15 protein-coding genes are annotated in these 13,837 nt (G+C 62.1%); 3 read left to right on the top strand and 12 right to left on the bottom strand.

Annotated elements, in window-relative coordinates:
* Position 1: 1 nt before the first annotated feature.
* Positions 2–1,243: an MFS transporter gene (locus tag VOI21_RS04965; RefSeq protein WP_323768274.1), complete on the bottom strand. Its 1,242-nt coding sequence runs from the start codon at positions 1,241–1,243 to the stop codon at positions 2–4.
* A gap of 91 nt (positions 1,244–1,334) precedes the next feature.
* Positions 1,335–2,063 (bottom strand): leucine-rich repeat domain-containing protein, encoded by a 729-nt coding sequence (locus VOI21_RS04960; protein ID WP_323768272.1) that lies wholly within the window; start codon positions 2,061–2,063, stop codon positions 1,335–1,337.
* Between the two features lie 110 nt (positions 2,064–2,173).
* Here VOI21_RS04960 and zapE point away from each other — a divergent pair, with 110 nt between their 5' ends.
* Complete coding sequence (gene zapE / locus VOI21_RS04955; protein ID WP_323768270.1) at positions 2,174–3,238, top strand: cell division protein ZapE; 1,065 nt, start codon at positions 2,174–2,176, stop codon at positions 3,236–3,238.
* 78 nt (positions 3,239–3,316) lie between these two features.
* On the opposite strand, the gene VOI21_RS04950 is transcribed toward zapE, so the two are convergent.
* From VOI21_RS04950 to VOI21_RS04925, 6 genes are all read right to left on the bottom strand, one after another.
* Positions 3,317–3,946, bottom strand: a complete 630-nt coding sequence (locus tag VOI21_RS04950) for a LysM peptidoglycan-binding domain-containing protein (RefSeq protein ID WP_323768268.1) — start codon at positions 3,944–3,946, stop codon at positions 3,317–3,319.
* A 210-nt stretch (positions 3,947–4,156) separates the two neighbouring features.
* On the bottom strand, positions 4,157–4,753 hold the full coding sequence (locus VOI21_RS04945; protein ID WP_323768266.1) for a LysM peptidoglycan-binding domain-containing protein: 597 nt from the start codon (positions 4,751–4,753) through the stop codon (positions 4,157–4,159).
* Between the two features lie 16 nt (positions 4,754–4,769).
* Positions 4,770–5,168: a rhodanese-like domain-containing protein gene (locus VOI21_RS04940; RefSeq protein WP_323768264.1), complete on the bottom strand. Its 399-nt coding sequence runs from the start codon at positions 5,166–5,168 to the stop codon at positions 4,770–4,772.
* A gap of 315 nt (positions 5,169–5,483) precedes the next feature.
* The gene (locus VOI21_RS04935) at positions 5,484–6,764 is read right to left on the bottom strand and encodes a folylpolyglutamate synthase/dihydrofolate synthase family protein (protein WP_323768262.1); all 1,281 of its coding nucleotides are present in this window, start codon (positions 6,762–6,764) and stop codon (positions 5,484–5,486) included.
* A gap of 28 nt (positions 6,765–6,792) precedes the next feature.
* Entirely contained in the window at positions 6,793–7,728 is a 936-nt protein-coding gene (accD, locus tag VOI21_RS04930; RefSeq protein ID WP_323768260.1) for an acetyl-CoA carboxylase, carboxyltransferase subunit beta, read from the bottom strand.
* Positions 7,729–7,906: 178 nt separating this feature from the next.
* Entirely contained in the window at positions 7,907–8,797 is an 891-nt protein-coding gene (locus VOI21_RS04925) for a type II CAAX endopeptidase family protein (protein WP_323768258.1), read from the bottom strand.
* Between the two features lie 413 nt (positions 8,798–9,210).
* Here VOI21_RS04925 and VOI21_RS04920 point away from each other — a divergent pair, with 413 nt between their 5' ends.
* A complete protein-coding gene (locus VOI21_RS04920) occupies positions 9,211–10,146 on the top strand; it encodes an AEC family transporter (RefSeq protein ID WP_323768256.1) in 936 nt (311 codons plus the stop codon).
* A 45-nt stretch (positions 10,147–10,191) separates the two neighbouring features.
* Here VOI21_RS04920 and VOI21_RS04915 read toward each other — a convergent pair whose 3' ends face one another.
* Entirely contained in the window at positions 10,192–10,899 is a 708-nt protein-coding gene (locus VOI21_RS04915) for an NYN domain-containing protein (protein ID WP_323768254.1), read from the bottom strand.
* A gap of 111 nt (positions 10,900–11,010) precedes the next feature.
* On the opposite strand from VOI21_RS04915, the gene VOI21_RS04910 reads away from it, so the two are divergent.
* Positions 11,011–11,979, top strand: a complete 969-nt coding sequence (locus VOI21_RS04910) for a DUF3137 domain-containing protein (RefSeq protein ID WP_323768252.1) — start codon at positions 11,011–11,013, stop codon at positions 11,977–11,979.
* Here VOI21_RS04910 and VOI21_RS04905 read toward each other — a convergent pair.
* The 3 genes from VOI21_RS04905 to VOI21_RS04895 form a co-directional block, all read right to left on the bottom strand.
* Positions 11,976–12,458, bottom strand: a complete 483-nt coding sequence (locus VOI21_RS04905; RefSeq protein ID WP_323768250.1) for a GNAT family N-acetyltransferase — start codon at positions 12,456–12,458, stop codon at positions 11,976–11,978. The genes VOI21_RS04910 and VOI21_RS04905 overlap by 4 nt on opposite strands.
* On the bottom strand, positions 12,455–13,216 hold the full coding sequence (locus VOI21_RS04900) for an ion channel (RefSeq protein WP_323768248.1): 762 nt from the start codon (positions 13,214–13,216) through the stop codon (positions 12,455–12,457). The genes VOI21_RS04905 and VOI21_RS04900 overlap by 4 nt, the downstream gene beginning before the upstream one ends.
* Before the next feature lie 191 nt (positions 13,217–13,407).
* Positions 13,408–13,764: a VOC family protein gene (locus VOI21_RS04895; RefSeq protein ID WP_323768246.1), complete on the bottom strand. Its 357-nt coding sequence runs from the start codon at positions 13,762–13,764 to the stop codon at positions 13,408–13,410.
* Positions 13,765–13,837: the final 73 nt, after the last annotated feature.

Below are 13,837 nucleotides of genomic sequence, written 5' to 3'. Positions count from 1 at the left end.
TTTACGCCGGAACGGCAACCACCGGCGAGCGGTTCTCACGGATCGGCAGATGCACCAGCGCGCTCAGCGCGCCGACCCCCACGCCAATCCACCACACAAACGAATAATCCCCGGACACGTCATACAACCGGCCGCCCAGCCAGACGCCCAGAAAGCCGCCGATCTGATGGCTCAGGAACACCACGCCATAGAGCGTGCCCATGTAACGCAACCCGTACAGATGCGCGACCAACCCCGAGGTCAGCGGCACCGTGGCCAGCCATAGCGAGCCCATCACCGCCGAAAAGACCAACACGCTGGTCGGTGTGATCGGCATCAGGATAAAGGCAGCCGCCGCCAGAGTCCGCGCCGTGTAGATCCCTGCCAGCAGGTATTTCTTGGTGAACCGCGACCCCAACCAACCCGCCGTCAACGTCCCGACGATATTGAACAGCCCGATCAAAGCTATCGACACCGCCCCGAGGGCCGAGGTCGTCGTCACCCCGATGGAATGCAGGATGCCCCCCGCCGCGATAGGGCCGCACATCTCGGTTACGAAAGCCGGGAAATGCGCGGTGATGAAGGCAAGCTGATAGCCGCAGGAAAAGAAACCGATGAAGATCAGCGAAAATGACGGGTCGCGGAACGCACGGCCAAGGATAACCCCCATGCTCTCCTCGATCTCGATCTTGGACGCGACAGGCGCGCGCATCAACGGCAAGGTGACCAGCATCGCAAGGATCGCCCCGGCAAAGATGAAAAAGACATACTGCCAGCTCATCGTTGACAGCAGTGCTTCTGCCACCGGTGCGCCGATGACCTGACCCGCGCTGCCCGCCGCCGTAGCGATGGCCAGCGACATGGACCTGTTCTCGGCGCTCGACGCGCGCCCGACCACGGCCAAGATCACGCCAAAGCCGGTGCCCGCGATGCCGAAGCCCACCAGAACTTCCCAAGCCTGCATGGAAAACGGGTCCACCGAAAGGCCCGACATCACCAGACCCACGGCGTAGAGCAAAGCGCCCAGCACAATGGCCATCCGGTCGCCCAGTTTCTCGGCGAACGCCCCGAACAACGGCTGTCCGATGCCCCAGGCAAGGTTCTGGATCGCAATCGCCAGACTGAACTCGGCCCGCGCCCAGCCGAATTCCTCGGCAATCGGAATCTGAAACACGCCAAAGCTCGCCCGGACGGCAAAGCTCACCATGATGATGAAACACCCGACGATCAGGACAGGCGTAAACAGGGGGGCACGGGTCGACATGGCGAAACACTCCGGAACTGCGCCGCGCAGGTTTGCCGCGCCAAGCCAAAGCCGTCAAACGGGAATGGCTGATGGGTCAGTTCACATTTACTTATGCATCGCCGCGCCATCCGGCCTGCAGTGCACCGCCGGTCAGGTGATCCACCAGATCCTCGGCGCGCAGGCCGGGGTCTTCTTCGTCGCTGGCAATCCGGGACAGGGCCTTGCTGCGCGCGGCGGCAGGAGTGTTTTCAAAGGAAATCCCCACTTCACCCTCGCCTTCGCAAAAGGCCGGCAGGCGCAGAAGCGGTGTCAGATCGCCAACCTGCGTCCCGGTGATGTCCAATACCGCAAGATCGGGCAGACCGGCCAGAGGCGACAGGTCGCTGACCTCTGTGCCGCGCAAGGACAGCTGACGCAGGCCAATGCAGTCCTTGAGCGGCGACAGGTCCGTGACCCCGGTGTGATTCAGCCACAACTCGCGCAACCGCCCCATGCCCGCCAGCGGCGACAGGTCCGACACCCCCGACCCTTCCAGAAACAGATGCCGCAGTGCGGTCATGCCCTTGAGCGCGGAAAGGTCCGTGACCGCCGTGCCGCGCAGGTCCAGCTTTTCCAGCCGCGTCAGCGGGGCAAGCGGGCCAAGGTCCGATACATGCGTGCCCTCCAGATCCAGCCATGTCATCCAGTCCAGCCGCCCGATCTGTTCGGGCAAGCGGCGCAGGAGTTCATTGCTTTCAAGGTAGAGGAAGGACATGCCGTCACGCCGGTTCATCTTGACCGACAGGATCATCTCTTGGACCTCTGCCACCAGCGCCGCCTCGTTGTCGCCCTGCGCCATGCGCCCGCTCCTGTTGTCCGATCCGCAAAATGACACGCCGACCGGGACGGCACAAGCACACCTGTCACGCCGCCACTACACAAGGCCGCGCGCATTGGGTATGCGAACGCATGCCAAACGTCATCGACCTCTACGAATCCCGTGTCGCCGCCGGAAAGATCAAGCCCGACGAGGCGCAAACCACCGTCCTGCCCGAGTTTGAGCGCCTGCGCGCCGAACTGGCACAGCCGCAGAAGCGCGGCTTTTTCCGGCGCAGCGTTGAAGCGCCCAAGGGGCTGTACCTTTGGGGCGGCGTCGGGCGCGGCAAATCCATGTTGATGGATCTCTTTGTGGAAACTCTGGATGTGCCCGCCCGTCGGGTGCACTTTCACGCCTTCATGCAAGAGGTGCAGGGTCGGATTCACACCCTGCGAGGCGAAGGGGCCGAAGACCCGATCAAACCCGTCGCCAAGGACATCAGCGATGCGGTGCGCCTGTTGGCTTTTGACGAAATGCAGATCACCGATATCGCCGACGCCATGATTGTCGGCCGCCTGTTTCAAGCGCTGTTCGAGGGCGGCACCACCGTTGTCACCACGTCGAACCGAGTTCCGGACGATCTGTACAAGGACGGATTGAACCGACAGTTGTTCCTGCCCTTCATCGGCCTGCTGAAAGACCGCATGGTGGTGCGCGAACTGGCCTCTGAACGCGATCACCGGCAGGACCGCCTTGCCGGAGCGCAGGTCTATTTCAGCCCCGCCAATCCTGAGGCGCGCGCGCAGATTGACACCCTTTGGGAAGAACTGACACACGGGCTGGAAGAGACCCTGATCCTGCATGTCAAAGGTCGCGAGGTCGAACTGCCCCGCTATCACAACGGCGTCGCGCGCGCGGACTTCTTTGACCTTTGCGGGCGGATGCTGGGCCCCGCCGACTATCTCAAACTGGCCGAAAGCGTCCGGGTTCTGATCCTGGAGAATATCCCGCAACTGTCGCGCCGCAATTTCAACGAAGCACGGCGCTTTGTCACCCTGATCGACACTCTGTATGAGGCGCGGGTCAAACTGATTGCCTCTGCCGCCGCCCTGCCAGAAATGCTGTATGTCGAGGGCGAGGGAAGTTTTGAATTCGAACGCACCGCCTCGCGCCTGCGCGAGATGCAGGCCGCTGACTGGGCGGTCGATGCCGGCTAACCCCGGACGGCCAGCCAAAAAAAGGGGACCCCGAAGGATCCCCAGATGCTGCTGCTCGTTAAGGCTTTGCTGCCCGTGTTAATTCAGGTCCGGAATGCGCAGGGTCATGCCCGCGCGCAGGTCCGATGGATCGTCCATGAGGCCGCGATTGGCCTCTAGAATCTCAAGATATGCAACTGTCGTGCCGTAAAACCGAAAGGCGACGCCCGGCAGACTGTCCCCCGGCTGTACCGTGTAGCTGCGCCCGGCAAAGGTGCTCTGAGGGGCGCTTTTTTGCACGCGAACTGGGTCGGATGGCGCTTTTGAGACGATCACCGGCGCTGTCCTTGCCTGCGCCGGTTTCTTCATCTCCTCGACAATGCCGTAGCTCATCGCCCTCAGAATGTTCATCACATCGTCGCCGTCGGCACTTAGCGGCGGCTCTGCTGGTGCGGGTGTCGCGACCCGCGTCGGTCGCGCTTTGGGGCGCAACGAACGCGAAACAGCCGTCAGCGACGCCACGACTTGTTTTGCCGGTTCGGGGCGCTTCGACAGGCGGGTATCAGAGGACGGCGCAAGAAGTATGGTCGCGGGTTGCAGGCTCAGCGTATCCGGTCGCGCGCGGCTGACTTCTTCGGTGCGGTCCGGCTGGGGCGTCTCTCCGACCGACCACAACAGCGCGGCAGTAGACGCGATGAACCCGACAGTCAGAACGGTGAGCCGGATCATGCAAACCTCCCGCACGTCAGAAGGGTGCACGCCCGTCGAATGGCGCCGCACAAAGTTGTCACGCTGAATGTCCCCCAAGAGCCGCACCGTGATTGTGGCAGATGCGCGTGCTCTGCTTGAATATAGGCGAATCACCGCTGGTGCGTCAACATATGGTGGTGACGTCAAGCCATATTTAATTTTGGGAAGTGCCGGCCCAGATCTAGCGCCTTAATCTTGCGGCAAAATCAGGCTTTGACCGGGGCGCAGATCGTCTGGCCGCCGTAGCACTGACTGGTTTGCAGCAAAGAGCGGCCCGGTCATATTGACGTCGCCGTAGATCCGCTCGGCAATGGACACCAGACTGTCACCGGGCTGAACGACATAGACGCCAGACCCCGGAGTCCTTGCTTCAGGGGCCGTTCCCGACCCGCTCAACGAGCGCCGCACAATGGTATGCAACAAACTGCCCGGCTGACCCGGCGCGCTGTCGCGCCCGGTGGCCTGATTGAGATCGGACAGCGCGTCCCAGGTCATCCGGCGCATTTCCGCATCGTCGAGGCTGACAGGCGCACCGGCGACCCGTCCGGGTACAGGCGGTGCACTGCGGGTCACGGGCGCAAGCCCCGCTGGATAACCCAGCCCCCGATCCGCCGGTTCAGCGGCCAGCCCAGGCGGAACCGGAACGACAACCGCCGCAGGTTCGGCGCGCGTGACCGGGTCCGGCGCGGACCGCTCTGCCGAACGGCGAAAAGCCCCCGGTTGCACCACCAAAAGCGCGACAGTCACCGCGACAAAGCCAAACGCCAGAAGTACCATCCTGATCATTACACCACCCTATCGCTCACAACCCGCCGGCTACGGTCAGGCCCAGCGCGCGCCAACTGTCCAGCCCGCCCCGGTAATACTTCAACTTCGTGGCGGGATATCCGGTCTCCAGCAGTCGACGTAGCGCGGCGGGCGCTTCTTCGTCATCTGCACCAGCCCCGAAGAAAACCAAATCGAACGCCCCGGCGTGATCGCCGTGCCGGACCCCAAGCGCGGTCAACAGATCGTCACGATACGGATTGTCGGACCGAAGGGTCGTGGCCGGCAGGTTGACCGCACCGGGCAGGGTCGCCGCGGCATAGTCGTCAGGCAGACGGGCATCGACAAGCAGGCCCTGCCCACCCCCGACAAAGACCTCAAGAAACTCCAGAACTTCCAATTCCCCGACCGTCCCCACACCCGGCGCCGCCAACATCGGCTGGACACACCGCGGCGGACACGCCACGCCAGAGCGGCTGATCTTGAGCGTTTGACCGTTTAGTGAAAGCGAAAAACTGGGCCGCTCTTCGGTGATATGGCTGGACTGCGCAAACGCGGGACCCCCGACGAGGCACGCCATGGCGCAGCCTAGGGTCAAAACAAGACCATTCCACATCTGCTCGTCCTCCGGGCGCCGATCTGGCGATCGCCTCTTATCGTTGCCACGAAATATAGGGCAGAGTTGGCGAATCAGTCAATAAGCCCCGGCGCAAACATCCCGCCGAGGCATGCGCCCAAGGCGCGCAGGCTGTCAGACGAGCCCACGCAGCACATGCCCTGCAAGGTAAAGCGATCCGCAGATCAGCACGCGCGCCTCTGGACCCTGTGCGACAATCGCCGTCAGGGCCGCCTGCAGATCGTCAGCCTCGTGGGCGTCATGGCCCACTTCGCGCGCCAGCCGCGCGGTCTCTGACGCGGGCAGCGTATTCGCCTCACCGGGGATGGACACGGCGGTCAGGCTGTCGGCGACCTGCGCCAAGGGCCGCAGAAATCCGCGCGCATCCTTGGTGTTCAGCATACCGCAGATCAGATGCGTGGGCCGTTTGGGCAGCCCCGCCAGATGCACGGTCAGCGCCTCTCCGGCGGCAGGGTTGTGACCGCCATCCAACCACAGCTCGACACCCGGCGCAGCCTCTGCCAACGGACCAGAGCGCAGCCGTTGCATCCGCGCGGGCCAGTCGGCGTCGGTCATTGCGCCCTCAAACGCGCGCTCCCCCAACCCCAGATGCCGCAGCACCGCTAGCGCGGCCCCCGCATTCTGCAACTGGTGCGCGCCGGGCAACACCGGCAAGGGCAGGTCCAGCAGCCCGGTCTCATCCTGAAACACGAGCCGGCCGCGCTCTTCCCAGACATGCCACTGCTGACCATGCGCCAGCAACGGCGCGCCCAGCGCCGCCGCGCGCGCCTCGATCACCTGCATCGCCTCATCCGGTTGCGGCGCGACCACACAGGGCACGCCCCGCTTCAGGATACCCGCCTTTTCACCCGCAATCAGCGCCAGAGTATCGCCAAGGTACTGTTCATGATCCATCGAGATCGGTGTGATCACCGTCGCCGCAGGGCGCGCCATCACGTTGGTCGCGTCCAGACGCCCGCCCAGTCCGGTTTCCAGCAGCACGTAGTCCGCTGGCACCCGGCTCATCGCCAGCAGCGCCGCACAGGTGGTTATCTCAAAATAGGTAATGGACTCGGGGCCATTGGCGACGACGCATTCGTCCAACACCGCCTCCAGCGCCGCTTCGGAGATCAACGCGCCCGCCAGCCGGATACGCTCATGGAACCGGGCCAGATGCGGCGAGGTATAGGCGTGGCAGGTCAGCCCCGCCGCCTCGATCCCCGCGCGGATCATCGCCTGCGTCGATCCCTTGCCATTGGTTCCCGCCAGATGGATCACCGGAGGCAGCTTGCGCTCTGGATGATCCAGCGCCTCAAGCAGACGCCAGACCCGGTCCAGCGTGAGATCGATGATCTTGGGATGCAACGCCATCATACGTTGCAACAGCAGGTCGGACCCGCGCGCCTCTGCGCTCATGCCCTGCACCCCTTCGAAATGGCGAAGTTCACTTCGCGGTGTCGTCCAGCGCCGCGTTCGGCTCGGCTTTGATCTCTTCAGGTCCCGGAGGCGGCAGGTCGCCCCATGTGGCGGGCGGCATCTGCATCAGCATCCGGGTGATGACGATCAGTTCTTCACGCATCTTGCGGCGGTCGGTGACGCGGTCCAGCATTCCGTGTTCCAGCAGATACTCCGCCCGCTGGAACCCTTCGGGCAGCTTTTCGCGGATCGTCTGCTCGATCACGCGGGGCCCCGCGAAACAGATCAGCGCGTTGGGTTCGGCAATCTGCACATCGCCCAACATGGCATAGGACGCGGTCACACCGCCGGTCGTCGGATGGGTCAGCACCACGATATACGGCAGCCCCGCCTCTTTGAGCATCTGCACTGCGACGGTCGTGCGCGGCATCTGCATCAGGGACAGAATGCCCTCCTGCATCCGCGCCCCCCCGGCGGCGGAAAACAGCACCAGCGGGCGACCCAGTTTGACCGCCTCCTGCGCGGCGGCGATGATCGCGTTGCCGACATACATCCCCATGGACCCGCCCATAAAGCTGAAGTCCTGCGCCGCCGCCACGATGGGCGTTCGGCCGATCTCGCCAGCGGCGACCAGCATCGCCTCTTTCTCATGCGTCGACTTCTGCGCTGTCTTCATCCGGTCAGGATATCGCTTTTGATCGCGGAAATGCAGCGGGTCGGCCAGCGGCTCGGGCACGGCCAGTTCGGTAAACACCCCACCGTCAAAGAGCGCCAGAAACCTGTCACGCGGCGTGATGTGCATGTGATGTCCGCAATTGGTGCAGACATTCAGGTTATCGCTGATCTCGCGGTGAAACAGCATCGTGCCGCAGTCGTCGCATTTGGACCACAGGTTCTCGGGGACCTCCCGGCGTGAGAAGATCGAGTTGATCCGGGGGCGGACGTAGTTGGTGATCCAGTTCATGAGCGGCCTGCGCAAGTTCCAAGATGGCCGAGAGATAGGCAAGCCGCACTGGAAATGCAATCAACCAAGGACGCACGCCCCCGGCTTCTTCTGTCTGAGAATATCGCGGGGGAGTCGACCAATGGGCGGCGGCGGGCATGCCGCAAGCATGCCTCTGGCATGACGCCCCCATGCGCGCTCAGAGCCGCAGCGCCAGCCGTGCCGTCAGCCAACTAACCCCGATCATCGCCAGATCCAGCGGCAAAAACGCCGCGATGGCCTCTGTATCGCCGGGTCCGAACGGCAGTTGTCGTAACGCCAGACCCGACATATCCCCGCCCAGTGAGACCAGCGCGAACACCATGACATTGTTCACGAAATGCAGCGCCACCGCCGCACCCAGGCTGCCTGACCGCGCCGTCAGATCGGCTGCGGCCAACCCGAAAAGCACGCTCCACCCCGCCACCATCAGGGCATTGTCGCCGTAAACGCCGGGCATGTAATGTCCCAGACCAAAGGCCAGCGATGGCAACCCCAACCAAATCGCCGGGTGTCGCACCCGCGCCGCCAGTTGCGATTGGAAATAGCCGCGAAAGAACACTTCTTCTGCGCCGGTCTGGATGAAAACCACCACCAGCGTCACTGGCAAAAACAACAACCAAGTATTCACCGGCAGCCCCGGCTGCGTCGATGACAGGAAATCCCACGGCGGCAAAGCCAGAACCGCCGCGTTCAGCACCACCAGCGCGCCAGTCACACGCAGGAAATCCCACCGGAACAACCGCCATGGCCCCAGCAGGCTCAAACCTCGACGATCGTGCAGCATCTGCGCCACCATCACCGCCCCCACACCCAGCGCCCCGGTCAGCAGCAGCACCAGCAGCAGGCTTCCCGGTGTGGTGCCGGTCTGTAGCCCCGCCAGCAGAGTCAGATAGGCACCGCCCTCCATCACGCTGCCCAGCAGCGCAATGATTCCCCGCGCCAGCCCGAACCAGATCACGATACACAGCACCAGGCCCAGAGCCAGACGCCATAACTCGGCGCGCGGCTCTGCAGGGGCCGTCATGATCTGGTGGCGTTTATAGCTCATGCAGTGGGGCGTTCCGAACGAGACGAGGTTTCGCGGAGGACCTGAGCACAACTTCTGACCAATGTCATGCCTGCCGCAACGCCTGTCTGGTACACCAGCGCAGGTAGTCGCGGCAGATAGTGCGCCGCCTCATGCATCAGGATCGCCGTTCTCAGCTGGCGCGACCCGATCACTAAAAGTGCCAGCAGAAAGGTCCCCCCGCTCGGCCGCCACACAAACGCGACTGCCACGCCCCCCTGCAATACAGATCCAGCGCCGCTCCCAAAGGTCAGAGCAGGTCGAGAGGCTGCGAAACTCGTCGCGCTTTAAAAAGGCAGTTCCCGGCGTCATGGCATGATGATCCGGGCCTAAGGGGGCCGCTGTCAACGACGGCTCGGCGTTGACGCCACCGTCGCCCATGCTACGACATGGCCATGCTGGACATCTTCCTGAAGACCGTACCCTTTTTCTGCCTGATCGCGCTGGGCTACGGCGCGGCAAAGACGCGATTCTTCTCCGAAGAGGCCAGCGCCAGCCTAACGAAGTTCGTCTTCTACTTTGCCCTGTCGGCAATGCTGTTCCGCTTTTCCGCCAACCTGCGCTTTGACGAGATTTTTGAGCCGCGCCTCGCCGCTGCCTATCTCTGGGGCACCGCCTTTACATGGGGTCTGGGCATGGCGGTCGCCTTTCTGCGCGGGCTGGACCTGTCCACCGCGTCGATCGAGGCGCAATGCGCCGCCATCGGCAATACCGGCTTTCTCGGCGTGCCGATGCTGGCGCTTCTGCTGGGGCAAGAGGCAGTCGGGCCGATCATCCTGATCCTGTCCATCGACCTGATCGTGTTTTCCTCACTGCTGACGTTGATGGTGACAGGCGCGCGCGAAGGGCGCATGCATATTGGCATCCTGCGCAAACTGTTGGCCGGACTACTCAAGAACCCGATGATCGTCTCTATCGGATTGGGTCTCACGGTCTCTGCCAGCGGCCTGCCCGTGCCCGAGGCCGCCAACAGCTTTCTCACCACGCTGGGCAATGCCGCGACCCCCGGTGCGCTGTTTGCCATTGGCGCATCGCTGGCGTCGAAATCCGCCGAGCGTATCCAGATCGCCGCTTGGCTGAGCTTTGCAAAGCTGGTTCTGCATCCGCTGTTCGTTGGCCTTGGGGTCTATGTCTTCTTCCCGGTCGATGCTTATCGGGCCGCCGTCGCCGTTTCGGCCGCCGCCCTGCCGGTGGCAGGCAACGTGTTTATCCTTGCCCAGCACTACGGCATCGCCCCGCAACGCGTCTCCGCCTCGATCCTGATCTCCACCGCCGTCAGCATCCTGACCGTCAGTGCGGTGATCGCGACAGTGACAGGCTGGATCGACTGACCGGCAGCGACGCGAGCGTAGGGTGGGTTTTCAACCCACCGCACCTCAGTCGACCCGCCGCACCAACAGCTGGTTGCCCGTTGAACTGCGTTTGGTCTCGAACACCTTCAGCTCGGCCACCAGATCCGACAGTTTGCGCTTGCCAAAGCTGCGGGTGTCGAAATCGGGGTTCGCGGCGGTGATCACCTGACCGATGTCGCCCAGCCGATACCATTCGTCATCCTGATCGATCGACTCCATCGCCTTGAAGATCAGATCCCGCGCCCCTGTCAGATCATGCACCTTACCTGGCTTCGATCCCGTGGTCTTTTCGGGGGCAGAGTCGAGGTTCTCAAGGAAAATGAACCTCTTGCAGGCCTTGCGAAAGGCATCGGGCGTTTTTTGCATACCCATACCATAGGCCTCCAGCCCCTGCTCGCGGATACGGCTGGCCAACCGGGTGAAATCGCTGTCCGAACTGACCAGCACAAATCCGTCGAACCGGCCCGTGTGCATCAGGTCCATGGCGTCGATCACCAGCGCGATATCGCTGGCGTTCTTGCCCACCGTATTGGCAGGCGAGTGGTGCGGCACGATGCCGAATTCGGCCTGCACCTTGTTCCAGCCGCTCATCTGCTGGCTGGAGAAATCGCCGTAGCAACGTCTGACACTTGCCTCGCCAAGGATCGCAATCTCATCAAAGATGGCCTTGGTGTATTTGGGAGAAGTGTTGTCCGCATCGATCAGCACGGCTAAAAGTGTATTATCTGCCATTGGGTCTCCGCGTTCTTCGGTCCGCCCGGTGTCGGGCATACGGACCTGCCAGCATGGTGTCCTCAGGCCCCAGTCTGACAGGAATTTCAGACGACAGCCATTGGGAACGCCATGCAATTCATAGAAAAATCCCCCATCGAGACCGGCTTTGCCGAGGTTTTTGCACAACGGGTCGCCCCAAAACTGGACAGGCTGGAGGCAAAGCGCGCCGAACTGCTCAAGGCTGGCTGGCGAAATTTCGGCATCACCATGGCCATCGGCGTCTTGATCGGCGGCGCGCTGGCGATCTGGAACGACCTCGTCATTGGCATCTTCGTCGTGGTGTTCTTTCTTATCCCTGCCTTTGCGATCCGCAGCAGTCAGTCCAAAAAGTGGTCCGGCGAAGTGGCGGAAACCGTGATGCCTGCGGTCTGTGATTTTCTGGGCGACGTGCAATACGACCGCAAGGCGTCCAACAGCTTTTCGGCCACGCAGGCAAAGGAAATGGGGTTGGTTCGCGGCTTTGACCACGCAAAGCTAGAGGATCACATGACCGGCACGTGGCGCGGCACCGGGTTTGAGATGGTCGAGGCCAAGCTGACAACCCGGACGAAGAGCAACAGCAACAGCTCTTCCAATGAATCCACGGTCTTTCAGGGCCTGCTGTTCCGGATCTCGCTGCCGCACCCCGCGCCGACCCGCATCCTGATCGCACGCAATTTTGGCCGCACCCTGAACAAGCTGGCCAGCTTTTTTTCGTCCGACAAGACTCGTGGCATGCCCCGGATCGAAACCGGGCATGTCGAGTTCGAAAAGGACTTTGAATTACACGCACAAACCCCGGACGGTGTTCTGGAGTATCTGCCACCGGCCTTTCTGGACAACCTGACCGCCATTGGTTCGGCAGAAGCCGAAGGAGGCACAATGGGCCTGGTCGCCGCCTTTGAAGGCACCGATTTCTGGCTGGCGCTGTCACGCACCAAGCCGTTTCTGGAGATGGCCAAGATCAATGAACCGGTGGACACGATCACCGAAGAACTACACGGCGTGTTTGACGACATGGCGCTGGTCCGGCGCATTATCGACCGCCTGCACGGCTAAAGCGCCCGGTACATCACCAGCGCGTCGACAAAGCCCTGTTTCGGGTGTTTGAATGCCCCGGGCAGGCGTCCCACCACGTCAAATCCGGCGCGTTTCCACGTCTCGACCGCGCGCGTATTGGTGGCGACGACAAAGTTGTACTGCATCGCGCGAAAGCCAAGCTTTGGTGCGATGTCCAGCGAATGCGCCAGCATCGCCCGCGCCACCCCTTTGCCGCGCGCGGCCTCTGACGTGACATAACCGCAATTGCACACGTGGCTGCCGCCACCTTTCTGGTTGCGCACGATATAGTAGGTGCCCAGCAACGCGCCGCCGTCTTCGGCGACAAAGACCTGCCGTTCCGGCCCGAACCAATAGGCCAGCGCGTCCTCGCGCGTGATATCCGCGTCGATGGAATAGGTGTCACCGGCACGGAACACCGGCCCAAGCATGTCCCAAATGTCCGCGCGGTCCGCGTCCACGGCCTCTCGAATGATCATGTCTGGCCTTCCGTCTTGATATGCACCACCTCGCCGCAATGTTTGCAGTGCACCGCATCCGCATCATGCAGCACCAACCCGCATGTCGGGCATTCAAAGCGCACCTTGTCGGGGCGCAGAACCACCTGCACCAACCGCAGGAACAATGTGACGCCAAAAATCATCACGACGACAGAGATCATCCGCCCCCAAGGCCCCTGCAAGGTAATGTCGCCAAACCCCGTCGTCGTCAGCGCGGTGACTGTGAAATAAAGCGCGTCGGCATAGTTCTGGATTTGCGGGTTCACCGTGTACTGCGTCGCATAGACCAGCCCGGTCATGATAAAAATAAAGACGCCAAGGTTCAGCACCGCCAGCACCACGTCATCGTTGCGCCGGAAGTAAGGAAAGTCCCGCTTTAGCTGCTGCGACAGGTGGTAGGTGTGCAACAGCCGCAGCGTCCGCATCACCCGCAAGAACCCCAATCCCTCTCCGGCCAGCGGCGCAAGAAAGGACACGATGGCGATCAGGTCGGCCAGCGTCACGATCCGCGTCATCAGCCGCAGCCGGTTGGTCGAGATCCAAAACCGCGCGCCGAACTCGGTCAGGATCACGACGCCAAAGACCGCATCCACCGTTTCGACAAAGGGGCCGTGATGGGTAAAAGACGTGATGATCACAAAGAGGATCGTGACGATGTCAAACGTCAGCAGCGCATAGCGAAACCGGTGCGCCCGATCGCTTTCGCCGACGTAAAGCTCGCGGATCTTGTTGCGCATGGCCGGTCCTTCGATGGTCAGGCCAGACGGTAGAATGGTTTGCCGGGGAGCGGAAGGTCCGGGTGGCGCATAGACCGTGGCCGACGACGCTAAACGCCGGCTTTACGCCGAAAATGTCTGAAGCCGCCGAACTGACGTCCGCTCAAGGAAAATCCTTCGACATATGAGCGGACGTTTATGGTCAGATATCGCTAGTCAGAAAAGCACAGCTTGTTTCCGTCCAGATCCCGAACATAGGCAGAGAACTTTGGCCCACGCTGGTTTGGCTTTCCCTCACAGGTGCCGCCAAGATCAATGGCAAGGGCATACAACCGCGCGACGGCGTCAGGCCCCCCAACGCAGAAACCGACCATCGTGCCATTGCCGTTGGTCGCTGGTTTTGTGTCAAAGGGGAGCGCGGTTGCAAAGGCAAAATCCTCTCCAAGCCAATAAGTCATTCTGTCTGATGGCGTCAGACATTGAAGGCCCAATTGCGCAAAGAGACTGTCGTAAAACGCCCCAGAGGCATCCATGTCGTTTGTTCCAAGAACAACGTAATTCATTTTCATCGCTGGCTCTCCTGTAGACCGAAATCGTGCCGTCTGGCATCGGTCAGCTGTCTTTGGGTTGATGGGATGAAGA

Origin of the sequence: Antarctobacter sp. (assembly GCF_034670325.1) — a bacterium.
Lineage (GTDB): Bacteria > Pseudomonadota > Alphaproteobacteria > Rhodobacterales > Rhodobacteraceae > Antarctobacter.
Note: the sequence above shows the minus strand (reverse complement) of the source record. Positions and strands in the feature narration are given on the sequence as shown.